At 67.0% G+C, this 22712-nt stretch carries 19 protein-coding genes and 1 pseudogene; all 20 read left to right on the top strand.

Annotated features, from left to right (window positions below):
* Positions 1 to 211 precede the first annotated feature (211 nt).
* The 20 genes and pseudogenes from rpoB to rplP all read left to right on the top strand — a co-directional run bounded on the left by rpoB (position 212) and on the right by rplP (position 22710).
* Positions 212 to 4363: a DNA-directed RNA polymerase subunit beta gene (gene rpoB / locus DPQ23_RS01860; protein WP_112872957.1), complete on the top strand. Its 4152-nt coding sequence runs from the start codon at positions 212 to 214 to the stop codon at positions 4361 to 4363.
* 88 nt (positions 4364 to 4451) lie between these two features.
* Positions 4452 to 8687: a DNA-directed RNA polymerase subunit beta' gene (gene rpoC / locus DPQ23_RS01855; protein WP_112872956.1), complete on the top strand. Its 4236-nt coding sequence runs from the start codon at positions 4452 to 4454 to the stop codon at positions 8685 to 8687.
* Between the two features lie 303 nt (positions 8688 to 8990).
* Positions 8991 to 9788, top strand: coding sequence for an alpha/beta fold hydrolase (locus DPQ23_RS01850; RefSeq protein WP_112872955.1), 798 nt, complete (start codon positions 8991 to 8993; stop codon positions 9786 to 9788).
* Positions 9789 to 9886: 98 nt separating this feature from the next.
* Positions 9887 to 10201 carry a hypothetical protein gene (locus tag DPQ23_RS15690; protein WP_205961398.1) on the top strand — a complete coding sequence of 105 codons (315 nt, stop codon included), beginning with the start codon at positions 9887 to 9889 and terminating at the stop codon, positions 10199 to 10201.
* 119 nt (positions 10202 to 10320) lie between these two features.
* Positions 10321 to 11283, top strand: a complete 963-nt coding sequence (locus DPQ23_RS01840) for a DMT family transporter (protein ID WP_240602296.1) — start codon at positions 10321 to 10323, stop codon at positions 11281 to 11283.
* On the top strand, positions 11280 to 12131 hold the full coding sequence (locus DPQ23_RS01835) for a glycosyltransferase (protein ID WP_112872953.1): 852 nt from the start codon (positions 11280 to 11282) through the stop codon (positions 12129 to 12131). The genes DPQ23_RS01840 and DPQ23_RS01835 overlap by 4 nt, the downstream gene beginning before the upstream one ends.
* Positions 12132 to 12422: 291 nt before the next feature.
* Positions 12423 to 12794: a 30S ribosomal protein S12 gene (gene rpsL, locus DPQ23_RS01830; protein ID WP_010399029.1), complete on the top strand. Its 372-nt coding sequence runs from the start codon at positions 12423 to 12425 to the stop codon at positions 12792 to 12794.
* 11 nt (positions 12795 to 12805) lie between these two features.
* Positions 12806 to 13276, top strand: a complete 471-nt coding sequence (rpsG, locus tag DPQ23_RS01825) for a 30S ribosomal protein S7 (protein ID WP_112872952.1) — start codon at positions 12806 to 12808, stop codon at positions 13274 to 13276.
* 9 nt (positions 13277 to 13285) lie between these two features.
* Positions 13286 to 15409 (top strand): elongation factor G, encoded by a 2124-nt coding sequence (fusA, locus tag DPQ23_RS01820; protein WP_112872951.1) that lies wholly within the window; start codon positions 13286 to 13288, stop codon positions 15407 to 15409.
* 84 nt (positions 15410 to 15493) lie between these two features.
* Complete coding sequence (gene tuf / locus DPQ23_RS01815) at positions 15494 to 16669, top strand: elongation factor Tu (protein ID WP_112872950.1); 1176 nt, start codon at positions 15494 to 15496, stop codon at positions 16667 to 16669.
* Between the two features lie 241 nt (positions 16670 to 16910).
* Positions 16911 to 17579, top strand: a complete 669-nt coding sequence (locus DPQ23_RS01810; protein ID WP_112872949.1) for an HNH endonuclease — start codon at positions 16911 to 16913, stop codon at positions 17577 to 17579.
* Between the two features lie 183 nt (positions 17580 to 17762).
* On the top strand, positions 17763 to 18071 hold the full coding sequence (rpsJ, locus tag DPQ23_RS01805; RefSeq protein ID WP_036704922.1) for a 30S ribosomal protein S10: 309 nt from the start codon (positions 17763 to 17765) through the stop codon (positions 18069 to 18071).
* A 7-nt stretch (positions 18072 to 18078) separates the two neighbouring features.
* Entirely contained in the window at positions 18079 to 18939 is an 861-nt protein-coding gene (gene rplC, locus DPQ23_RS01800) for a 50S ribosomal protein L3 (protein WP_112872948.1), read from the top strand.
* On the top strand, positions 18936 to 19556 hold the full coding sequence (rplD, locus tag DPQ23_RS01795) for a 50S ribosomal protein L4 (RefSeq protein ID WP_112872947.1): 621 nt from the start codon (positions 18936 to 18938) through the stop codon (positions 19554 to 19556). Before rplC ends, rplD begins: the two co-directional genes overlap by 4 nt.
* Positions 19553 to 19870: a 50S ribosomal protein L23 gene (locus tag DPQ23_RS01790; RefSeq protein ID WP_112872946.1), complete on the top strand. Its 318-nt coding sequence runs from the start codon at positions 19553 to 19555 to the stop codon at positions 19868 to 19870. The genes rplD and DPQ23_RS01790 overlap by 4 nt, the downstream gene beginning before the upstream one ends.
* A gap of 91 nt (positions 19871 to 19961) precedes the next feature.
* Entirely contained in the window at positions 19962 to 20801 is an 840-nt protein-coding gene (gene rplB, locus DPQ23_RS01785) for a 50S ribosomal protein L2 (RefSeq protein ID WP_112872945.1), read from the top strand.
* Positions 20802 to 20804: 3 nt separating this feature from the next.
* Entirely contained in the window at positions 20805 to 21083 is a 279-nt protein-coding gene (gene rpsS, locus DPQ23_RS01780) for a 30S ribosomal protein S19 (RefSeq protein WP_112872944.1), read from the top strand.
* A gap of 5 nt (positions 21084 to 21088) precedes the next feature.
* Positions 21089 to 21466 (top strand): annotated as a pseudogene (gene rplV, locus DPQ23_RS01775) (50S ribosomal protein L22); the annotation flags it as partial.
* A gap of 101 nt (positions 21467 to 21567) precedes the next feature.
* Positions 21568 to 22284 carry a 30S ribosomal protein S3 gene (gene rpsC, locus DPQ23_RS01770; protein WP_112872942.1) on the top strand — a complete coding sequence of 239 codons (717 nt, stop codon included), beginning with the start codon at positions 21568 to 21570 and terminating at the stop codon, positions 22282 to 22284.
* A gap of 12 nt (positions 22285 to 22296) precedes the next feature.
* Entirely contained in the window at positions 22297 to 22710 is a 414-nt protein-coding gene (rplP, locus tag DPQ23_RS01765) for a 50S ribosomal protein L16 (protein WP_112872941.1), read from the top strand.
* Positions 22711 to 22712 lie beyond the last annotated feature (2 nt).

Below are 22712 nucleotides of genomic sequence, written 5' to 3'. Positions count from 1 at the left end.
CTTGAAGGACGCTTGGAAGCCCCTATCTTGACCCTGCACGGCAGGGCGCGGGGGTGGCAGGCCGAGTATCCTTCAGGGCGAGTTCGCGGTTCGGGAGCGGCGCGGTGGGACGCGCGGCACGAATGGAACCGCAACCCCTGATGTTCGTAAGCGTGCCACGGATCGTGCCCCGACGATCCGCCGCCCGCGATGACGAAAGGCAGCAGATCCCATGGCGCAAGCTTATGTCGGCCAGAAGCGCATCCGGCGCTATTACGGCAATATCCGCGAAGTGCTGGAGATGCCGAACCTGATCGAGGTTCAGAAAAGCTCCTACGACCTGTTCCTGTCCTCGGGCGAGGGCGAGGGCCACAACGACGGCGACGGCATCCAGGGCGTCTTCCAGTCGGTGTTCCCCATCAAGGACTTCAACGAGACCGCGACGCTGGAGTTCGTCAAGTACGAGCTGGAGCGTCCGAAATACGACGTCGAGGAATGCCAGCAGCGCGACATGACCTATGCCGCGCCCCTGAAGGTGACGCTGCGCCTGATCGTGTTCGATGTCGATGAAAACACCGGCGCCAAGTCCGTCAAGGACATCAAGGAGCAGGACGTCTACATGGGCGACATGCCCCTGATGACGCAGAACGGCACGTTCATCGTGAACGGTACCGAGCGGGTGGTCGTCAGCCAGATGCACCGCAGCCCCGGCGTGTTCTTCGACCACGACCGCGGCAAGACGCACAGTTCGGGCAAGCTGCTCTTTGCCTGCCGGATCATCCCCTATCGCGGGTCGTGGCTGGACTTCGAGTTCGACGCCAAGGACCTGGTGTTCGCGCGCATCGACCGCCGCCGCAAGCTGCCGGTGACGACGCTGCTGTATGCGCTGGGAATGGACCAGGAGGGCATGATGGATGCCTTCTACGAGACGGTCATCTACAGCCTGAAGAAGGGCAAGCGCGGCGACGCCGGCGCCTGGGTCACGCGGTTCTTCCCCGAGCGCGTGCGCGGCACCCGGCCGACCTATGACCTGGTGAACGCCGACACCGGCGAGGTGATCGCCAAGGCCGGCGACAAGGTGACGCCGCGCCAGGTCAAGCAGATGATCGAGTCGGGCGAGGTGACGCATCTGCTGGTCCCGTTCGAGCGGATCATCGGACGCTTCATCGCCAAGGACCTGGTCAACGAGGAGACCGGCCTGATCTATGCCGAGGCCGGCGACGAGATCACGGCCGAGTACGACAAGGCGGGCGAACTGACCGGCGGCGTGCTGAAGGTGCTGCTGGACAACGACATCACCGACGTGCCCGTGCTGGACATCGACCACGTCAACGTCGGCCCCTACATCCGCAACACCATGGCGGCCGACAAGAACATGAACCGCGACGGCGCGCTGATGGACATCTATCGCGTGATGCGTCCGGGCGAGCCGCCGACCGTCGAGGCGGCGAGCACGCTGTTCAACAGCCTGTTCTTCGACTCCGAGCGCTATGACCTGTCCGCCGTGGGCCGGGTCAAGATGAACATGCGCCTGGACCTGGACGCGCCGGACACGCAGCGCACCCTGCGCCACGACGACATCATCGCCTGCATCCGCGGGCTGGTGGAGCTGCGCGACGGCAAGGGCGAGATCGACGACATCGACCACCTGGGCAACCGCCGGGTGCGGTCGGTGGGCGAGCTGATGGAGAACCAGTACCGCATCGGCCTGCTGCGGATGGAGCGCGCGATCCGCGAGCGGATGTCGGGCGTCGAGATCGACACCGTCATGCCGCAGGACCTGATCAACGCGAAACCCGCCGCCGCCGCCGTGCGCGAGTTCTTCGGCAGCTCGCAGCTGTCGCAGTTCATGGACCAGACCAACCCGCTGTCCGAGGTGACGCACAAGCGCCGCCTGTCGGCGCTGGGGCCGGGCGGCCTGACGCGCGAGCGCGCGGGCTTCGAGGTGCGCGACGTGCATCCGACCCACTATGGCCGGATGTGCCCGATCGAGACGCCGGAAGGCCAGAACATCGGCCTGATCAACAGCCTCGCGACATTCGCCCGCGTGAACAAATACGGCTTCATCGAGACGCCCTATCGCCGCGTGGTCGAGGGCAAGGTCACCGATGAGGTGATCTACATGTCCGCGACCGAGGAAATGCGCCACACGGTGGCGCAGGCCAACGCGACGCTGGACGCCGAGGGCAACTTCGTCGACGAGCTGATCTCGACCCGGCAGGCCGGCGACTTCATGCTGAACCCGGTCGAGGCGGTCGATCTGATCGACGTGTCGCCCAAGCAGCTTGTGTCTGTGGCCGCCGCGCTGATCCCGTTCCTGGAAAACGACGACGCCAACCGCGCCCTGATGGGGTCGAACATGCAGCGTCAGGCGGTTCCGCTGCTGCGGGCGGAGGCGCCGTTCGTCGGCACCGGCATGGAGGCGATCGTCGCCCGCGATTCCGGGGCCGCCATCATGGCGCGCCGGGGGGGCGTGATCGACCAGGTCGACGCCAGCCGCATCGTGGTGCGCGCGACCGAGGACCTGGGCGCGGGCGACGCGGGCGTGGACATCTATCGCCTGCGCAAGTTCAAGCGGTCGAACCAGTCGTCCACCATCAACCAGCGCCCGCTGATCAAGGTCGGCGAAAAGGTGCAGAAGGGCCAGGTCATCGCCGACGGCCCGTCCACCGACCAGGGCGAGCTGGCCATCGGCCGGAACGTGATCGTCGCGTTCATGCCGTGGAACGGCTACAACTACGAAGACTCGATCCTGATCTCCGAGCGCATCCACCGCGACGACGTGTTCACCTCGATCCACATCGACGAATACGAGGTGGCGGCCCGCGACACCAAGCTGGGGCCCGAGGAGATCACCCGCGACATCCCGAACGTGGGCGAAGAAGCCCTGCGCAATCTGGATGAAGCCGGGATCGTCTACATCGGCGCCGAGGTCGGGCCCGGCGACATCCTGGTGGGCAAGATCACCCCCAAGGGCGAAAGCCCGATGACGCCCGAGGAAAAGCTGCTGCGCGCCATCTTCGGCGAAAAGGCCAGCGACGTGCGCGACACCTCGCTGCGCCTGCCGCCGGGGGCCTATGGCACCATTGTCGAGGTCCGGGTGTTCAACCGCCACGGCGTCGACAAGGACGAGCGCGCCCTGCAGATCGAGCGCGAGGAGGTCGAGCGCCTGGCGCGTGACCGCGACGACGAGATGGCGATCCTGGACCGCAACATCTATGCGCGCCTGAAGTCGCTGATCCTCGGCCAGAAGGCGGTCAAGGGTCCCAAGGGCGTCAAGTCCAACAGCGAGATCACGCAGGACCTGCTGGACACGCTGTCGCGCGGCCAGTGGTTCCAGCTGGCGGTGTCCGACGAGGAGACCGCCCGCGAGGTCGAGGCGCTGCAGGACCAGTACAACGTGCAGAAGCGCGCGCTGGAGGCCCGGTTCGAGGACAAGGTCGAGAAGGTCCGCCAGGGCGACGACCTGCCCCCGGGCGTGATGAAGATGGTCAAGGTGTTCGTCGCCGTGAAGCGCAAGCTGCAGGCCGGCGACAAGATGGCCGGTCGTCACGGCAACAAGGGCGTCGTGTCCAAGGTCGTCCCGATGGAGGACATGCCGTTCCTGGCGGACGGCACCCCCGTCGATCTGGTCTTCAACCCGCTGGGCGTGCCTTCGCGCATGAACGTGGGCCAGATCCTGGAAACCCACATGGGCTGGGCCGCGCGCGGCCTGGGGATAAAGATCGACGAGGCGCTGCAGGCCTATCGGGCGAACGGCGACATGACCCCGGTGCGCGAGGCGATGCGCAACGGCTATGGCGACGAGACGTTCGACGCCGCGTTCGGCCAGATCGGCGACGAGGCGATGATCGAGCACGCCGAGCACGTCAGGGGCGGCGTGCCGATCGCGACGCCGGTCTTCGATGGCGCCAAGGAGGCGGACGTGAACGACGCGCTGCGCCGCGCCGGGTTCGACACCTCGGGGCAGTCGGTGGTGTTCGACGGCCGCACCGGAGAGCGGTTCACCCGCCCGGTCACGGTCGGCGTCAAGTACGTGCTGAAGCTGCACCACCTTGTCGACGACAAGATGCACGCCCGCTCGACCGGCCCCTACAGCCTGGTCACCCAGCAGCCGCTGGGCGGCAAGGCCCAGTTCGGCGGCCAGCGCCTGGGCGAGATGGAGGTCTGGGCGCTTGAAGCCTACGGCGCCGCCTACACCCTGCAGGAAATGCTGACGGTGAAGTCGGACGACGTGGCGGGCCGCACCAAGGTCTATGAGTCGATCGTCAAGGGCGAGGACAACTTCGAGGCCGGCGTGCCGGAATCGTTCAACGTGCTGGTCAAGGAGGTCCGGGGTCTGGGCCTCAACATGGAACTCCTGGATGCGGAGGACGGGGAATAACGCTGCGCGGGCCGCGCACCCTACCCGCCGTAGGGTGCGCGGTTTCCACGCACCGCTTCGCCATTCGCGTCATTCATAGGAACTGAAGATGAACCAGGAACTCGCCAACAATCCCTTCAATCCCGTCGCCCCGCCGCGGCAGTTCGACGAGATCAAGATCTCGCTGGCCTCGCCCGAGGAGATCCTCGCCTGGTCGTTCGGCGAGGTGAAGAAGCCGGAAACCATCAACTACCGCACGTTCAAGCCGGAGCGCGACGGGCTGTTCTGCGCGCGCATCTTCGGACCGATCAAGGACTACGAGTGCCTGTGCGGCAAGTACAAGCGCATGAAGTATCGTGGCCTCGTCTGCGAGAAATGCGGCGTCGAGGTCACGCTGCAGAAGGTGCGCCGCGAGCGCATGGGCCATATCGAGCTGGCCGCCCCCGTCGCGCACATCTGGTTTCTCAAGTCGCTGCCCTCGCGCATCGGCCTGATGCTGGACATGACGCTGCGCGACCTGGAACGCATCCTGTACTTTGAAAACTACGTCGTCATCGAGCCGGGTCTGACGGACCTCTCCTATGGTCAGCTGCTGACCGAGGAAGAGTTCATGGACGCGCAGGACCAGTATGGGGTGGACGCCTTCACCGCCAACATCGGCGCGGAAGCCATCCGCGAGATGCTGGCCGCGATCGACCTGCAGGCCACCGCCGATCAGCTGCGCGAGGACCTGAAGGAAGCGACAGGCGAGCTGAAGCCCAAGAAGATCATCAAGCGGCTGAAGATCGTCGAATCCTTCCTGGAATCGGGCAACCGCCCGGAATGGATGGTTATGACCGTGATCCCGGTCATCCCGCCGGAACTGCGCCCGCTGGTGCCGCTGGACGGCGGCCGCTTTGCCACGTCGGATCTGAACGACCTGTATCGCCGGGTCATCAACCGCAACAACCGCCTCAAGCGCCTGATCGAGCTGCGCGCGCCCGACATCATCGTGCGCAACGAAAAGCGCATGCTGCAGGAGTCGGTGGACGCGCTGTTCGACAACGGCCGCCGCGGCCGCGTCATCACGGGCAACAACAAGCGCCCGCTGAAGTCGCTGTCGGACATGCTGAAGGGCAAGCAGGGCCGGTTCCGCCAGAACCTGCTGGGCAAGCGCGTGGACTTCTCGGGCCGCTCGGTCATCGTGACCGGGCCGGAGCTGAAGCTGCACCAGTGCGGGCTGCCCAAGAAAATGGCCTTGGAGCTGTTCAAGCCGTTCATCTACTCGCGGCTTGAGGCCAAGGGCTATTCGTCCACCGTCAAGCAGGCCAAGAAGCTGGTGGAGAAGGAACGCCCCGAGGTCTGGGACATCCTGGACGAGGTGATCCGCGAGCATCCCGTGCTGCTGAACCGCGCGCCGACGCTGCACCGCCTGGGCATCCAGGCGTTCGAGCCGATCCTGATCGAGGGCAAGGCGATCCAGCTGCACCCGCTGGTCTGCTCGGCCTTCAACGCCGACTTCGACGGCGACCAGATGGCCGTGCACGTGCCGCTGAGCCTCGAGGCGCAGCTTGAGGCGCGCGTCCTGATGATGTCCACGAACAACGTGCTGTCGCCCGCCAACGGCGCGCCGATCATCGTGCCGTCGCAGGACATGGTGCTGGGCCTTTACTACACCACCATGCAGCGCGAGGGCATGGTGGGCGAGGGCATGGCCTTTGGTTCGGTAGACGAGGTCGAGCACGCGCTGGCCGCGGGCGCCGTGCATCTGCACGCCCGCATCACCGCGCGGGTTCCGCAGATCGACGAGGACGGCAACGAGGTCATCAAGCGCTACGAGACGACGCCGGGCCGGCTGCGCCTGGGGGCGCTGCTGCCGCGCAACGCCAAGGCGCCGTTCGAGATGGTCAACCGCCTGCTGCGCAAGAAGGACGTCCAGACGGTCATCGACACCGTCTATCGCTACTGCGGCCAGAAGGAATCGGTGATCTTCTGCGACCAGATCATGACGATGGGCTTCCGCGAGGCATTCCGCGCCGGGATTTCGTTCGGCAAGGACGACATGGTCGTGCCCGATTCCAAGTGGGAGATCGTGGGCGAGGTCCAGGATCAGGTGAAGGAGTTCGAGCAGCAGTATCTGGACGGCCTGATCACCCAGGGCGAAAAGTACAACAAGGTCGTGGACGCCTGGTCGAAGTGCAACGACCGCGTGACCGAGGCGATGATGGCCACCATCTCGTCCAGCAAGCGCGACGAGAACGGCGCCGAGATGGAGCCGAACTCGGTCTACATGATGGCGCATTCGGGCGCGCGGGGCTCGGTCAGCCAGATGAAGCAGCTGGGCGGCATGCGCGGCCTGATGGCCAAGCCGAGCGGCGAGATCATCGAGACGCCGATCATCTCGAACTTCAAGGAAGGCCTGACCGTTCTCGAATACTTCAACTCGACCCACGGCGCCCGCAAGGGCCTGTCGGACACCGCGCTGAAGACCGCGAACTCGGGCTATCTGACGCGGCGTCTGGTGGACGTGGCGCAGGACTGCATCATCCGCGAGCATGACTGCGGCACCGACCGGGCGATCACCGCGTCCGCCGCGATCAACGACGGCGAGGTCATCGCACCGCTGGCCGAGCGGATCCTGGGCCGCGTCGCGGCCGAGGACGTGCTGGCCCCCGGCACCGACGAGGTGGTGGTCCGCGAGAACGAGCTGATCGACGAGCGCAAGGCCGACGAGATCGAGGCGGCGGGCATCCTGTCCGTCCGCATCCGGTCCGCGCTGACCTGCGAGGCGGACGACGGGGTCTGCGCGCTGTGCTATGGTCGCGACCTGGCGCGCGGCACGCTGGTCAACATCGGCGAGGCGGTGGGCATCATCGCCGCGCAGTCGATCGGGGAACCCGGCACGCAGCTGACGATGCGGACCTTCCACATCGGCGGCATCGCGCAGGGCGGGCAGCAGTCGTTCATCGCGGCCAACCAGGACGGCACCGTGCGCTTCGAGAACGAGGCGGTGCTGGAAAACGCCAACGGCGAGCTGATCGTGATGAGCCGCTCGATGCAGCTGCACATCATGAACGACCAGGGGACCGCGCTGGCCAGCCACAAGCTGTTCTATGGGTCCAAGCTGATGGTCCGCGACGGCGACAAGGTCGCGCGGGGCGGCAAGCTGTTCGAATGGGACCCCTATACCCTGCCGATCATCGCCGAGATGGCGGGTATCGCGCGCTTCGTCGACCTGTTGTCGGGCCTGTCGGTCCGCGACGAGACCGACGAAGCGACGGGCATGACCCAGAAGATCGTGACCGACTGGCGGTCCGCGCCGAAAGGCAACGACCTCAAGCCCGAGATCATCATCATGGGCGAGGACGGCGAGCCGGTCCGCAACGAGGCGGGCAACCCGGTCAGCTATCCGATGTCGGTGGACGCGATCCTGTCGATCGAGGACGGGCAGGAGATCAAGGCCGGCGACGTCATCGCGCGCATCCCGCGCGAGGGCGCGCGCACCAAGGACATCACCGGGGGTCTGCCCCGCGTGGCCGAGCTGTTCGAGGCGCGCCGTCCCAAGGACAACGCCATCATCGCCGAGATCGACGGCACGGTGAAGTTCGGCAAGGACTACAAGAACAAGCGCCGCATCATCCTCCAGCCCAAGGAAGAGGGGCTGGAGCCGGTCGAGTACATGGTGCCGAAAGGCAAGCACATCCCGGTGCAGGAAGGCGACTTCGTGCAGAAGGGTGAGTACATCATGGACGGCAACCCCGCCCCGCATGACATCCTGCGGATCATGGGGATCGAGGCGCTGGCCGACTATCTGATCGACGAGGTGCAGGACGTCTATCGGCTGCAGGGCGTGAAGATCAACGACAAGCACATCGAGGTGATCGTCCGCCAGATGCTGCAGAAGATCGAGATCCTCGACTCGGGCGACACGACCCTGCTCAAGGGCGAGAACGTGGACCGCGACGAGTTCGTCGAGGAAAATGCCAAGATCGTGGGGCGCGGCGGCCGTCCGGCGACCGGGGAACCGGTGCTGCTGGGCATCACCAAGGCCAGCCTGCAGACGCGGTCCTTCATCTCGGCGGCGTCGTTCCAGGAGACGACTCGCGTGCTGACCGAGGCGGCCGTCCAGGGCAAGCGCGACAAGCTGGTGGGCCTGAAGGAAAACGTCATCGTCGGCCGGCTGATCCCGGCCGGCACCGGCGGGGCCACCGCGCGGATCAAGCGCATCGCCGAGGACCGCGACGCCGAGGTCATCGAGGCCCGCCGGGCCGAGGCCGAGGCCGCGGCGGCCCTGGCCGCCCCCGAGCCCGCGCCCGAACCGGCGATGGCCGAGGGCGACGAGATCATCACCTCGCCCGAGGAGTGATCCGGAACCGATGATGGGAGAGGCCCGGCCGCTGCGCTGGGCCTTTTCATGTCCAACACGGGCAGCAGCGCAGCGTGTCTGCGCCTGCGTGGCGGGCGGGCCTTGCAGGCGCGCCGGGTCCGGGGCGCAGGCGGTCAGGGCTGACCAGACAGAGGCCCTGTCGGCCGCCGCCGACCCCGCGTTGGGCCGCCGGTGATCTGCCGCGCGCGGCCGCCGCGCCACCTTGAACACGCGCGCGCCATGGCCGACGCTGACCCATCCCCGACAGGACCGCCCAGGGCGGACCGCAGGAAAGGACATCCGATGACCCCCACGCTTGTCACCACCCGCCTGGGCGACCGATCCACCGACGGGGCCGCGCGGCCCCTGCTGGTCGTCGGGCCGTCGCTCGGCACCTCGGTGCAGGCGTTGTGGGCGGACGCGGCGCGGCGGCTGGCCGACCGGCTCGACGTGGTGGGCGTCGATCTGCCCGGCCACGGCCGCTCGCCGGTCGCGGACGGCGACATCGACATGGCCGATCTTGCGCGCGGCGTCCTTGCGGCCGCCGACGCGGTGCAGGCCGGGCGCGGCGATCCGGGCGCGGCGTTCCACTATGCCGGGGTCTCGGTCGGGGGCTGCATCGGCCTGCAACTGCTGGTGGATGCACCGGATCGCATCGCAAGCGCCGTGATCCTGAACTCGGCGGCCAAGGTTGGTGAGCCGCAGGGCTGGAGGGACCGCGCCGCGCTGGTCGCGGGTCAGGGCGTCGGCGCCCTGCGCGAGACGTCGGCGGACCGCTGGTTCGCGCCGGGGTTCCTGGACCGCGACCCCGCCACGGCCACGGCGCTGCTCGACTCGCTCTGCGCCGCGCAGGACGCGGGCTATCGGCAGGTCTGCGGTGCGCTGGCGCGGTTCGACCTGCGTGACCGGCTGGGCGAGATCGCCGCCCCGGTGCTGGTTATCGGGGGCGAGGCCGACGTGGCCACCCCGCCGGCGTTGCAGCACGACATCGCCCGGAGCGTGCGCAGGGGATGGGCCGAGATCCTGGCGCAGGTGGGCCACCTCGCCCCCGCCGAACGCCCGCAGGACGTGGCCCGGCTGATCGGCGACTTCCTGGGCTGACGCGCCGCCGCCGCGCAGGGGGCGGGAACGTCCCCGCCGCGCGGATCGTTGGGCCTGCGAACCTCCGCGCACGCGCGGACCCAGGCAGGGGAAAGCCCATGGCGAACGCAAGCAGCAAAAAGTTCGGCGCCGGTCAGCAGGATCAGGGCAAGGGCGACGGCTCGGGCGGCATGGCCCCGGCCGAAAGCGACACCGTGCTGACCACCGAGATCCTGTCGAACCGCGACACCTCGCGCCATTCGGACCAGCGGGGCCTCGATTCGCGCCATGTCCAGAACGAACAGGGCCACCAGCACGTCGCCAACCATGGTCCCGGCGCGGGCGAGGCCGGATCGGTCGGGCGTGAGAAGCTGGCCGACGAGCGGCCCGACCCTGAGGAGCGTGTGGCCGGCCGCGGCAGCGACAACGCCTGACCCGGACCCCAGCGCACCGCGGGTCATGGTCCTGACACCCGCGGCCGCCTTGCGCGCGCCGCTTCCCTTCGGCGGCGGCGCGCCGTAAGGCTGGGCGGCCCCCCGTAGCCCGGACCGCCATGCCCACCCGTCCCCTGCCTGCGACGCAGCCTGCGCCCTCTCTCTCACGCGGGCGCGCCACCCGCGCTGCGCCCGCGGAAAGCTCGGGGGCCGAGAACCTGCGCGGCGCCGGGCTGATGATGCTGTCGATGGCCGCGTTCCTGTGCAACGACGCCACCATGAAATACGTCACCCAGACGCTGTCGCTGGCTGAGACGGTGACCCTGCGCGGGGTGATGGTCACTGCGATCCTGTGGCTGATGGCGCGGCGCGAGGGCGGAGTGGACTGGTGGCCCGCCGCCCGGCGCGACCGCCGGCTGCTGGCGCTGCGCTGCGCGGCCGAAATCTCCTCGACGCTGCTGTATCTGATGGCGCTGCAGCATCTGGCGCTGGGCGACATCTCGTCGATCCTGCAATCGCTGCCCCTGCTGCTGATGCTGGCCGCCGCGCTGGTCTTTCGCGAGCGGCTGGGCTGGCGGCGGCTGACGGCGGTGGCGGTGGGCCTGGCCGGCGTGCTGATCATCCTGCGGCCCGGCACCTCGGCCTTCACCGTGTGGTCGCTGGTCGCGCTGGCCTCGGTCCTGCTGATCGTCGTGCGCGAGATGGCGACCCGCGGGTTCAGCCCCGCGATGCGGTCGGGGACCATCGCCTTTTATGCGGCGCTGATCGTGACGCTGGGCGCGCCGCTGATGCCGGCCGAGACCGGCTGGCGCTGGCCGACCGCGGCCGAGACGGCGGCGCTGGGCCTGTCGGTGACCTTCCTGACGGTGGGCTATCTGACCGCGGTGGCGGCGATGCGGGTGGGGGACGTGGGGTTCGTGTCACCGTTCCGCTATACCTCGCTGCTGTGGGCCATCGTGCTGGGGATGGTGGTGTTCGGCGAATGGCCGGACCGCTGGACCTGGATCGGGGCCGCGCTGGTCGTGGGGGCGGGCATCTATTCCATCCTGCGCGAGGCGCGGCTGCGCGCGCAGCGGCCATGACCCGCGTGCAGTTCCTGGGCCTGTGCCGGTTTTCCTATCTGGGCGGGCGCGGCTTTCAGGTGGACCACGCCTCCCTCGCGGAACGGCGCGCCTTTCTGTACGACGCCGAGCGGCTGGCCCGGCGCTGGTTCTGGTTCGAACGCGTGGCGCTGCCCGCGTGGCAGGCGCAGACCGATCCCGATTTCACGCTGGTCGTGATGACCGGCCCGGACCTGCCCGAGCCGTATCTGTCGCGCCTGCACGCCGTCGCCGCGCATATGCCGCAGATCCGCATTGCGCTGGTGCCGCCGCTGGAGCATCACCGCGCCGCCTGCAACCGCGCCACGCGGCCGCACGTGGACGCCTCGGCCGACGCGATCGGCTATTTCAAGCACGATGACGACGACGCGGTGTCGGTCGATTTCATCGCCACGGCGCGGCGCGACCTGCGGCTGGTGCGGCCCCTGTTCAATCGCGACGGGCGGGTGTCCTGCGACTACATGAAGGGCATCATCCTGAAGGCGACCGAAACCGGCGTGGCCGCGCTGCCGCGCCATGTCCACAACACGGGCGTCGCGCTGCTGACCTATGTGCGCCCCGACGCCGCCGAATCGGCCATCGACTTTGAACACTGGCGGATGGGGACCTATATGAACGGCGTGGGACTGCACGACCGGGCGATGTTCGTGCGCGTCGTCCACCACGATAACGATTCCGGCGCGCTGGGGCCGAACTATCCCTGGGCGCAGCCGCCGGGCGACATGGCCGGCCTGCTGCGCCGCCGGTTCCGCATCGACCTGCCTGCGCTGGACGCGGCGGCGCGGCAGGCCGCCCTGCCCGGCGCGGCCCGCCCGAACTGGGGCCGCTGACGGACGGGCAGGGGCGTGCGGCGGCAGCGCGGCGCGGGGCCGGGGGCGTGGCGTTGACAGGCGGCGCGATTCTGCCTATACGCGCCGACACCCGCCGGGAAACCGTCCGGGGCCCAGAACCTTCAGGGTCACGATCCGGGCCGAGCCTTGCCCCGATCCTTGGGAATTCAACCCGTCCTGCCCTTTGATGGGGTTGGATGGGTTTGGCGTTTCGCGATGGGCGCGAACGCTGTCGAGAAGTGGCGCACCAAGGCCCGGGTGCGAGTATCGCAAAGCAAGACGGGGAACCGAATGCCGACGATCCAACAGCTGATCCGCAAGCCGCGGCAGCCGAAAGTGCAGCGATCCAAATCGCAGCACCTGCAGTCCTGCCCGCAAAAGCGCGGCGTCTGCACGCGCGTCTACACCACCACGCCGAAAAAGCCGAACTCGGCCATGCGGAAGGTCGCCAAGGTGCGGCTGACCAACGGGTTCGAGGTCATCAGCTATATCCCCGGCGAAAAGCACAACCTGCAGGAACACAGCGTCGTGCTGATCCGCGGCGGCCGGGTCAAGGACCTTCCCGGCGTCCGCTATCACATCCTGCGCGGTGTTCTGGATACCCAGGGCGTCAAAGATCGTCGTCAGCGTCGTTCGAAATACGGCGCCAAGCGTCCGAAGTGAGGGTTTGAACAATGTCCCGTCGTCACGCCGCTGAAAAGCGCGAAGTTCTGCCCGACGCCAAGTATGGCGATCGCGTGCTGACCAAATTCATGAACAACCTGATGGTTGACGGCAAGAAGTCCGTCGCCGAGACGATCGTCTACAACGCGCTCGACCGGGTTCAGGGCCGGCTGAAGCGCGAGCCGATCGAGGTGTTCCACGAGGCCCTGGACAACGTCAAGCCGTCGGTCGAGGTTCGTTCGCGCCGCGTCGGCGGTGCGACCTATCAGGTTCCCGTCGAGGTGCGCCCCGTGCGCCGCGAGGCGCTGGCGATCCGCTGGCTGATCGACGCGTCCAAGAAGCGCAACGAGAACACCATGGAAGAGCGTCTGGCTGGCGAGCTGGCCGATGCCGTCAACGGCCGCGGCACTGCCGTGAAAAAGCGCGAAGACACCCACAAGATGGCCGACGCCAACAAGGCGTTCAGCCATTATCGCTGGTAAGGATTGATCATGGCGCGCGATTACGCACTCGACCACTACCGCAACTTCGGGATCATGGCCCACATCGACGCGGGCAAGACCACGACGACGGAACGGATCCTGTTCTATACCGGCAAGTCGCACAAGCTGGGCGAGGTGCATGACGGCGCCGCGACCATGGACTGGATGGAGCAGGAACAGGAACGCGGCATCACCATCACCTCCGCCGCGACCACCACCTTCTGGCAGCGCCAGGAGGATCCGACCACCGAAGGCACGAACCAGACCAAGTACCGCTTCAACATCATCGACACGCCCGGCCACGTGGACTTCACCATCGAGGTCGAGCGGTCGCTGGCGGTTCTGGACGGCGCGATCTGTCTGCTGGACGCCAACGCCGGCGTCGAGCCGCAGACGGAAACCGTCTGGCGCCAGGCCGACCGCTACAAGGTGCCGCGCATCGTGTTCGTCAACAAGATGGACAAGATCGGCGCCGACTTCTTCAAGTGCGTCGAGATGATCAAGTCGCGCACCGGCGGCACCCCCTGCCCGATCGCCTTGCCGATCGGCGCCGAGGACAAGCTGGAAGGCATCATCGACCTGATCAAGATGGAAGAATGGGTCTGGAAGGGCGAGGACCTGGGCGCAAGCTGGGTTCGCCAGCCGATCCGCGACGAGCTCAGGGATCTGGCCGACGAATGGCGCGGCAAGATGATCGAGCTGGCCGTCGAGATGGACGACACCGCGATGGAGGCGTATCTCGAGGGCGAGGAGCCCGACGAGGAGACCCTGCGCGGCCTGATCCGCAAGGGCACGCTGTCGCTGACGTTCTTCCCGGTCACCGCCGGGTCGTCGTTCAAGAACAAGGGCGTCCAGCCGCTGCTGAACGCGGTCATCGACTTCCTGCCGTCGCCGCTGGACGTGCCGGACCTGATGGGCTTCTCGCCCGATGACGAGACCGAGACGCGCAACATCATCCGCCGTGCGGACGATTCCGAAGCCTTCTCGGCGCTGGCGTTCAAGATCATGAACGACCCCTTCGTCGGCTCGCTGACCTTCACGCGCATCTACTCGGGCGCGCTGAAGAAGGGCGACCAGATGATGAACTCGACCAAGGGCAAGCGCGAGCGCGTCGGCCGCATGATGATGATGCACGCCATCAACCGCGAGGAAATCGACGAGGCCTTCGCGGGCGACATCATCGCGCTGGCGGGGCTGAAGGACACCACCACGGGCGATACGCTGTGCGACCCGGCCAAGCCGGTGGTCCTTGAGACCATGACCTTCCCCGAGCCGGTGATCGAGATCGCCGTCGAGCCGAAGTCCAAGGCCGACCAGGAAAAGATGGGCATCGCCCTTCAGCGCCTGTCCGCCGAGGACCCGTCCTTCCGCGTCGAGACCGACCTGGAGTCGGGCCAGACGATCATGAAGGGCATGGGCGAGCTTCACCTCGACATCCTGGTCGATCGCATGAAGCGCGAGTTCAAGGTCGAGGCGAACATCGGCGCGCCGCAGGTGGCGTATCGCGAGACGATCAGCCAGCAGGCCGAGATCGACTATACCCACAAGAAGCAGACCGGCGGCACGGGCCAGTTCGCCCGCATCAAGCTGATCATCACCCCGACCGAGCCGGGCGAGGGCTATTCGTTCGAATCCAAGATCGTCGGCGGCGCGGTGCCCAAGGAATACATCCCGGGCGTCGAGAAGGGGATCAAGTCGGTGATGGACTCGGGTCCGCTGGCCGGCTTCCCGGTGATCGACTTCAAGGTCGCGCTGGTGGACGGCGCCTATCACGACGTCGACTCGTCGGTGCTGGCGTTCGAGATCGCGTCCCGTGCGGCGATGCGCGAGGGTCTGAAGAAGGCCGGCGCCAAGCTGCTGGAGCCGATCATGAAGGTCGAGGTGGTCACGCCCGAGGAATACACGGGCTCGATCATCGGCGACCTGACCAGCCGGCGCGGCATGGTCCGCGGGCAGGACAGCCGCGGCAACGCCAATGTCATCGACGCGATGGTGCCCCTGGCCAACATGTTCGGCTACATCAACAACCTGCGCTCCATGTCGTCGGGCCGCGCGGTGTTCACGATGCAGTTCGACCATTACGAGGCCGTGCCGCAGAACATCTCGGACGAGATCCAGAAGAAATACGCCTGATCGGCGGTGCGGGGGAAACCCCGCACCCTACCCACCCTGTAGGGTGCGTGCTGGCACGCACCGTGACGACAAAGGAGCTTTGCGATGGCAAAGGCAAAATTCGAACGGACGAAACCGCACGTCAACATCGGGACGATTGGTCACGTTGACCACGGCAAGACGACGCTGACGGCGGCGATCACGAAGTACTTTGGCGAGTTCAAGGCCTACGACCAGATCGACGGGGCGCCCGAGGAGCGGGCGCGCGGGATCACGATCTCGACGGCGCATGTGGAATACGAATCGGAGGCGCGCCACTACGCGCACGTGGATTGCCCCGGCCACGCCGACTACGTGAAGAACATGATCACGGGCGCGGCGCAGATGGACGGCGCGATCCTGGTGGTGAACGCGGCCGACGGCCCGATGCCGCAGACGCGCGAGCACATCCTGCTGGGCCGCCAGGTGGGCATTCCCTACATGGTCGTCTACCTCAACAAGGTCGACCAGGTCGACGACGAGGAGCTGCTGGAGCTGGTCGAGATGGAGGTGCGCGAGCTTCTGTCGTCCTACGACTATCCCGGCGACGACATCCCGATCGTCAAGGGCTCGGCGCTGGCGGCGCTGGAAGGCCGCGATCCCGAGATCGGCGAGAACTCGATCCGGGCGCTGATCGCGGCGGTGGACGCCTACATCCCGACGCCCGAGCGGGCGATCGACCAGCCGTTCCTGCTGCCGATCGAGGACGTGTTCTCGATTTCCGGCCGCGGCACGGTGGTGACGGGGCGGATCGAGCGCGGCGCGGTGAACGTGGGCGACGAGCTTGAGATCGTGGGCATTCGCGACACCAAGAAGACGACCTGCACGGGCGTCGAGATGTTCCGCAAGCTGCTGGACCGGGGCGAGGCGGGCGACAACGTGGGCGTGCTGCTGCGCGGCATCGACCGCGACGGGGTCGAGCGCGGGCAGGTGCTGTGCAAGCCCAAGTCGGTCAAGCCGCACACCAAGTTCGAGGCCGAGGCCTATATCCTGACCAAGGAGGAGGGCGGGCGCCACACGCCGTTCTTCGCCAACTACCGGCCGCAGTTCTACTTCCGCACGACGGACGTGACCGGCACCGTCAAGCTGCCCGAGGGCACCGAGATGGTGATGCCGGGCGACAACCTGAAGTTCGAGGTCGAACTGATCGCGCCGATCGCGATGGAGGAGAAGCTGCGCTTCGCCATCCGCGAGGGCGGCCGCACCGTCGGCGCAGGCGTGGTGTCCAAGATCCTCGAGTGAGGCAAGGGGCGGGGGCGGGGTTTCGGCCCCGCTCGACGAGGCCCGTAGAGTGGGGTGCACCCCCGATTGACTCAAACCACAAGGCCCGTCCCGCAGAGGGGCGGGCCTTTTGCGTGAGGCAGGAAGATAGGGCCCTGCGCCGTGATCAGCGGCACTTCCAATTGATGAACACGCGCTTCGCATTGCACGACGGCTGTGTTCCGGATTGACTTGCGGCGGAATTGGAACACTGCGGACATGCATGAAAACCTGCATCAAGGATCCGGTTCCGGCAGTCTTCGCAGCACGCGACAACCTTGCCGCCGCGGTGGACGCGCATCTTGCCGGTGACCCCGACAAAGCCCGGCGCAGATTTCGGGCAGCGGACACTCTGGCCGTGTTCTTCTGGCTCAATCCTTGCTGGTATGACGTCGAGAAGAATGTCGTCGATGCCGCGCCGGCGGGCGACAGCTGCGTGGTTCCCAAAGAGCAGCGCGACCGCGATCGCGGCATTGCGGCCGCCGTGCGCACCGAAGTTCTCGCCCGTGACGGCTATAGATGCAGGTACTGCGGCCTGCCCGTGATCGACGCGACAATCCGCAAGATTGCGCACGCGCTTTATCCTGACGCCGTTCCGTGGGACAGCCGCGACCTGCGGCGTCAGCACGCGGGCTTTGCCGCTTTATGGCTGCAATATGACCATGTCGTGCCGCACAGTCACGGCGGGCGCTCCAATGCCGAAAACGTCGTCATCGCCTGCGGCCTTTGCAACTTCGGCAAGCACGGCTACACATTGCGGCAACTGGGGCTATCGGATCCGCGCTTGCGGCTACCCGAGCCGACGGAGTGGGATGGTTTGCAGCGTTTGCGTCACGGCTTTTCAAAACAGAGCAGAGAGGCAGCACGGCGCAACAGGGAAGCCCCAGGATAGCTTGACAGGACCGCGCCTGCCCGGCATAAGCCCCCATCGCTGCCGGACACACAGAATCGGCTGTACCTGCGCAGGCCGCCCGCCACAGGGGCGGCCTTGCAGTTTTTCTATAGGGTCCGACGCTGGCCTCGCGTGGTGCGCGGTCAGCCTCTCGACTGAAATCCCCGACCGAGGGATGCTTTGATGCAAAGCCAGACCATTCGTATCCGGCTCAAGGCGTTCGATTACCGCGTGCTGGATGCCAGCACGCTGGAAATCGTCAACACCGCCAAGCGGACCGGCGCGCAGGTGCGCGGCCCGATTCCGCTGCCGAACAAGATCGAGAAATTCACCGTCCTGCGCGGCCCGCACATCGACAAGAAATCCCGCGACCAGTGGGAGATCCGCACGCACAAGCGTCTGCTGGACATCGTCGATCCCACGCCGCAGACCGTGGACGCCCTGATGAAGCTCGACCTCGCCGCCGGCGTGGACGTCGAGATCAAGGTCTGAGGGGGCGATCATGCGGACAGGTATCATCGCCAAGAAGCTGGGCATGACCCGGCTGTTCCTGGACGACGGGCGCCAGGTGCCCGTCACCGTGCTGCAGATCGACAACCTTCAGGTCGTCGCGCAGCGCACCACCGACCGCGACGGCTATGTCGCCGTTCAGCTTGGCGCGGGCGAGGCCAAGGCCAAGCGCGTGTCGGCCCCGATGCGCGGCCATTTCGCCAAGGCGAACGTGGCCCCCAAGCGCAAGATCGCGGAATTCCGCGTGTCTGAAGACAACCTGATCCCGGTGGGCGAGGAAATCATCGCCGCGCATTACTTCGCGGGGCAGTTCGTCGACATCGCCGGCACCTCGATCGGCAAGGGCTTTGCCGGCGCGATGAAGCGGCACAACTTCGGCGGCCTGCGCGCCTCGCACGGCGTGTCGGTCAGCCACCGCTCGCACGGCTCGACGGGCCAGTGCCAGGACCCGGGCAAGGTGTTCAAGGGCAAGAAGATGGCCGGCCACATGGGGGCGGTGCGCGTCACCACCCAGAACCTGCAGGTCGTGCGCACCGACAGCGAGCGCGGCCTGATCATGGTCAAGGGCTCGGTTCCCGGGTCCAAGGGCGGCTGGGTGACGATCAAGGACGCGGTCAAGAAGGCCACGCCCGAGAACGTGATCTATCCCGCCGCGCTGCGCTCGGCCGAACGCGAGGCCAAGCGCCTGGCGGACGAAGCCGCGGCCCAGGCCGCTGCCGAGGAAGAAGCCGCGCGTCTGGCCGCGGCGCAGGCCGAGGCGGCCGCGCAGGACGCCGCGCTGGCCGAGGCCAATGCGTCGATCGCCGCCGAGGGTGAAGCCACGGCCTCTGACGGAGACGAGAGCAAATGAAACTCGACGTGATTTCGCTCGCCTCGGGCAAGGCCGGGGACATCGAGCTGGCCGACGACATCTTCGGGCTGGAGCCGCGGGCCGACATCCTGCAGCGCGTGGTGCGCTGGCAGCGCGCCAAGGCGCAGGCCGGCACCCACTCGACCCTGGGCCGGTCCGATGTCAGCTACTCGACCAAGAAGATCTATCGCCAGAAGGGCACCGGCGGCGCACGCCACGGGTCCCGCAAGGCGCCGATCTTCCGCAAGGGCGGCACCTACAAGGGTCCGGTTTCGCGCAGCCATGCGTTCGACCTGCCCAAGAAGGTCCGCGCGCTGGGCCTCAAGCACGCGCTGTCGGCCAAGGCCGCGCGGGGCGAACTGGTCGTGCTGGACAACCTGGACCTGGCGGACGCCAAGACCGCGGTGCTGGCGCGTGCGGTCAAGGAACAGGGCTGGAAGCGCGTGCTGGTCATCGACGGCGCCGACGTGAACGAGAACTTCGCCCGCGCCGCCCGCAACCTGGACGGCGTCGATGTGCTGCCCTCGATGGGCGCCAACGTCTATGACATCCTCAAGCGCGACACGCTGGTGATCACGCGCGCGGGTGTCGAAGCCCTGGAGGCCCGCCTGAAATGAGCGCCCAGACCACCACCACTGCCAAGCCGGAGCACTATGACGTGATCCGCAAGCCGATCATCACCGAAAAGGCGACGATGGCGAACGAGCTGGCCAACGCCGTCACCTTCGAGGTGGCGATGTCGGCCACCAAGCCCGAGATCAGGACCGCCGTCGAGGCGCTGTTCGGGGTCAAGGTCAAGGCGGTCAACACCGTCGTGACCAAGGGCAAGGTCAAGAAGTTCCGCGGCCGTCCCGGCGTCCGCAACGACGTGAAGAAGGCCTATGTGATGCTCGAGGCTGGCAACAGCATCGACGTGAACACCGGCCTCTGAGCGCGCGACACACCGGCGGCCCCTGCGACGGGGCCGCCGGTCCTTTTGACTGAAACGGACCATCGGTCCAAGGCAACGGAAGACAGAAACCATGGCACTCAAGTCGTACAAACCGACGACGCCTGGCCAGCGCGGGCTGGTACTGATCGACCGTTCGGAGCTTTGGAAAGGCCGCCCCGTCAAGACCCTGACCCAGGGTCTGATCAAGACGGGCGGCCGGAACAATACCGGACGCATCACCATGTGGCACAAGGGCGGCGGGGCCAAGCGGCTCTACCGCATCGTCGATTTCCGCCGGACGAAGTTCGACGTGACGGCAGTCGTCGAGCGGATCGAATACGATCCCAACCGCACGGCCTTCATCGCGCTGGTCAGGTACGAGGACGGCGAGCAGGCCTATATCCTGGCGCCGCAGCGCCTGGCCGTGGGCGACAAGGTCGTCGCGGCGAAAAAGGCCGACATCAAGCCGGGCAACGCGATGCCGTTCAGCGGCATGCCGATCGGCACGATCGTCCACAACGTCGAGCTGAAGCCCGGCAAGGGCGGCCAGCTGGCGCGGTCCGCGGGCACCTATGCCCAGTTCGTCGGCCGTGACGGCGGCTATGCGCAGATCCGCCTGTCCTCGGGCGAGCTGCGTCTGGTGCGTCAGGAATGCATGGCGACCATCGGCGCCGTGTCGAACCCCGACCATTCCAACCAGAACCTCGGCAAGGCCGGCCGCAAGCGGCACATGGGCGTTCGTCCGACCGTCCGCGGTGTCGCGATGAACCCCATCGACCACCCGCACGGTGGCGGCGAAGGCCGGACCTCGGGCGGCCGTCATCCGGTCACGCCCTGGGGCAAGGGCACCAAGGGCAACAAGACCCGTTCGAACAAGTCGACCGACAAGTACATCCTGCGGTCGCGCCACGCCAAGAAGAAGGGGCGTTAATCCATGGCACGTTCTATCTGGAAGGGCCCCTTCGTCGACGCCTATGTCCTGCGCAAGGCGGAAAAGGCACGCGACTCGGGCCGCTCGGACGTCATCAAGATCTGGTCGCGCCGCTCGACCATCCTGCCGCAGTTCGTCGGCCTGACCTTTGGCGTCTACAATGGCCACAAGCACATCCCGGTCAACGTGACCGAGGAGATGATCGGGCAGAAGTTCGGCGAGTACTCGCCGACCCGGACCTATTACGGTCACGCCGCCGACAAGAAAGCGAAAAGGAAGTAATCCCCATGGGTAAGGAACAAAATCCGCGCCGCGTGGCGGAGAACGAAGCGATGGCGAAGACCAAGATGCTTCGCACCTCGCCGCAGAAGCTGAACCTGGTGGCCGCGATGATCCGCGGCAAGAAGGTGGACAAGGCTCTGGCCGACCTGACGTTTTCCAAGCGCCGCATCGCCGGCGACGTCAAGAAGTGCCTGCAGTCCGCGATCGCGAACGCCGAGAACAACCACAACCTGGACGTCGACAGCCTGGTCGTCGCCGAGGCGTGGGTCGGCAAGAACCTGGTGCTGAAGCGTGGCCGTCCGCGTGCCCGCGGCCGGTTCGGCAAGATCATGAAGCCGTTCTCGGAGATCACGATCAAGGTGCGCGAGATCGACGTCGCCGCCGCCGATGCCGCCAAGAAGGCCGCGGCGACCCGGCGGACCGCGTCGAACCGCCAGACTGAGGCCACCACCACCCCTGAAGCTGCTGCCGAGGAGCTCGCGTAATGGGACAGAAGGTCAACCCCATCGGGATGCGCCTGCAGGTCAACCGCACCTGGGACAGCCGCTGGTTCGCCGACACCAAGGACTATGGCAACCTGCTGCTCGAGGATCTGAAGATCCGCGAGTTCATCCACGAGGAAGCCAAGCAGGCCGGCGTCAGCCGCGTGATCATCGAGCGTCCGCACAAGAAGTGCCGGGTGACGATCCATGCCGCCCGTCCGGGCGTCATCATCGGCCGCAAGGGCGCCGAGATCGAGACCCTGCGCAAGAAGCTGGCGAACTTCACCGACAGCGAGCTGCACCTGAACATCGTCGAGGTCCGCAAGCCGGAAATGGACGCGCAGCTGGTGGCCGAGTCGATCGCCCAGCAGCTCGAGCGTCGGGTGTCGTTCCGCCGCGCGATGAAGCGCGCGGTGCAGAACGCCATGCGGATGGGCGCGCTGGGGATCCGCGTGAACGTCGCCGGCCGCCTGGGCGGCGCCGAGATCGCGCGGACCGAATGGTACCGCGAGGGGCGGGTGCCGCTGCACACGCTGCGCGCCGACATGGACTATGCCCTGTCGGAGGCCAAGACCCCCTACGGGATCATCGGCGTCAAGGTGTGGATCTTCAAGGGCGAGATCATGGAACATGATCCGCAGGCCCATGATCGCCGCGCCAGCGAGGCGCAGGACGGTCCGTCGCCGCGCGCCCCGCGCCGCGACCGCGACGCGCGCTAAGGAGTCAGGGAAATGCTGCAACCGAAACGGACCAAGTTCCGCAAACAGCACAAGGGCCGCATCCACGGCGAGGCCAAGGGCGGGTTCAACCTGAACTTTGGCAGCTTCGCGCTGAAGGCGACCGAACCCGAGCGCGTCACCGCGCGGCAGATCGAGGCGGCCCGCCGCGCGATCACCCGCCACATGAAGCGCCAGGGCCGCGTCTGGATCCGGATCTTCCCGGACCTGCCGGTCACCGGCAAGCCGACCGAGGTGCGGATGGGCAAGGGCAAGGGCTCGGTCGATTTCTGGGCCGCCCGCGTCCATCCCGGCCGCATCATGTTCGAGATCGACGGCGTGGACGACGAGATCGCCCGCGAGGCGCTGCGCCTCGGCGCGATGAAGCTGCCGGTCCTGACCCGCATCGTGCACCGCGAAGACTGGTAAGG

The organism is Paracoccus endophyticus (assembly GCF_003286075.1).
Classification (GTDB): domain Bacteria; phylum Pseudomonadota; class Alphaproteobacteria; order Rhodobacterales; family Rhodobacteraceae; genus Paracoccus; species Paracoccus endophyticus.
Note: the sequence above shows the minus strand (reverse complement) of the source record. Positions and strands in the feature narration are given on the sequence as shown.

Excerpts from the sequence above, each read along its gene's own strand:
- rpoB (WP_112872957.1), top strand. The coding sequence starts at position 212 with ATGGCGCAAGCTTATGTCGGCCAGAAGCGCATCCGGCGCTATTACGGC.
- rpoC (WP_112872956.1), top strand. The coding sequence starts at position 4,452 with ATGAACCAGGAACTCGCCAACAATCCCTTCAATCCCGTCGCCCCGCCG.
- DPQ23_RS01850 (WP_112872955.1), top strand. The coding sequence starts at position 8,991 with ATGACCCCCACGCTTGTCACCACCCGCCTGGGCGACCGATCCACCGAC.
- DPQ23_RS15690 (WP_205961398.1), top strand. The coding sequence starts at position 9,887 with ATGGCGAACGCAAGCAGCAAAAAGTTCGGCGCCGGTCAGCAGGATCAG.
- DPQ23_RS01840 (WP_240602296.1), top strand. The coding sequence starts at position 10,321 with ATGCCCACCCGTCCCCTGCCTGCGACGCAGCCTGCGCCCTCTCTCTCA.
- DPQ23_RS01835 (WP_112872953.1), top strand. The coding sequence starts at position 11,280 with ATGACCCGCGTGCAGTTCCTGGGCCTGTGCCGGTTTTCCTATCTGGGC.
- rpsL (WP_010399029.1), top strand. The coding sequence starts at position 12,423 with ATGCCGACGATCCAACAGCTGATCCGCAAGCCGCGGCAGCCGAAAGTG.
- rpsG (WP_112872952.1), top strand. The coding sequence starts at position 12,806 with ATGTCCCGTCGTCACGCCGCTGAAAAGCGCGAAGTTCTGCCCGACGCC.
- fusA (WP_112872951.1), top strand. The coding sequence starts at position 13,286 with ATGGCGCGCGATTACGCACTCGACCACTACCGCAACTTCGGGATCATG.
- tuf (WP_112872950.1), top strand. The coding sequence starts at position 15,494 with ATGGCAAAGGCAAAATTCGAACGGACGAAACCGCACGTCAACATCGGG.
- DPQ23_RS01810 (WP_112872949.1), top strand. The coding sequence starts at position 16,911 with ATGAAAACCTGCATCAAGGATCCGGTTCCGGCAGTCTTCGCAGCACGC.
- rpsJ (WP_036704922.1), top strand. The coding sequence starts at position 17,763 with ATGCAAAGCCAGACCATTCGTATCCGGCTCAAGGCGTTCGATTACCGC.
- rplD (WP_112872947.1), top strand. The coding sequence starts at position 18,936 with ATGAAACTCGACGTGATTTCGCTCGCCTCGGGCAAGGCCGGGGACATC.
- DPQ23_RS01790 (WP_112872946.1), top strand. The coding sequence starts at position 19,553 with ATGAGCGCCCAGACCACCACCACTGCCAAGCCGGAGCACTATGACGTG.
- rplB (WP_112872945.1), top strand. The coding sequence starts at position 19,962 with ATGGCACTCAAGTCGTACAAACCGACGACGCCTGGCCAGCGCGGGCTG.
- rpsS (WP_112872944.1), top strand. The coding sequence starts at position 20,805 with ATGGCACGTTCTATCTGGAAGGGCCCCTTCGTCGACGCCTATGTCCTG.
- rpsC (WP_112872942.1), top strand. The coding sequence starts at position 21,568 with ATGGGACAGAAGGTCAACCCCATCGGGATGCGCCTGCAGGTCAACCGC.
- rplP (WP_112872941.1), top strand. The coding sequence starts at position 22,297 with ATGCTGCAACCGAAACGGACCAAGTTCCGCAAACAGCACAAGGGCCGC.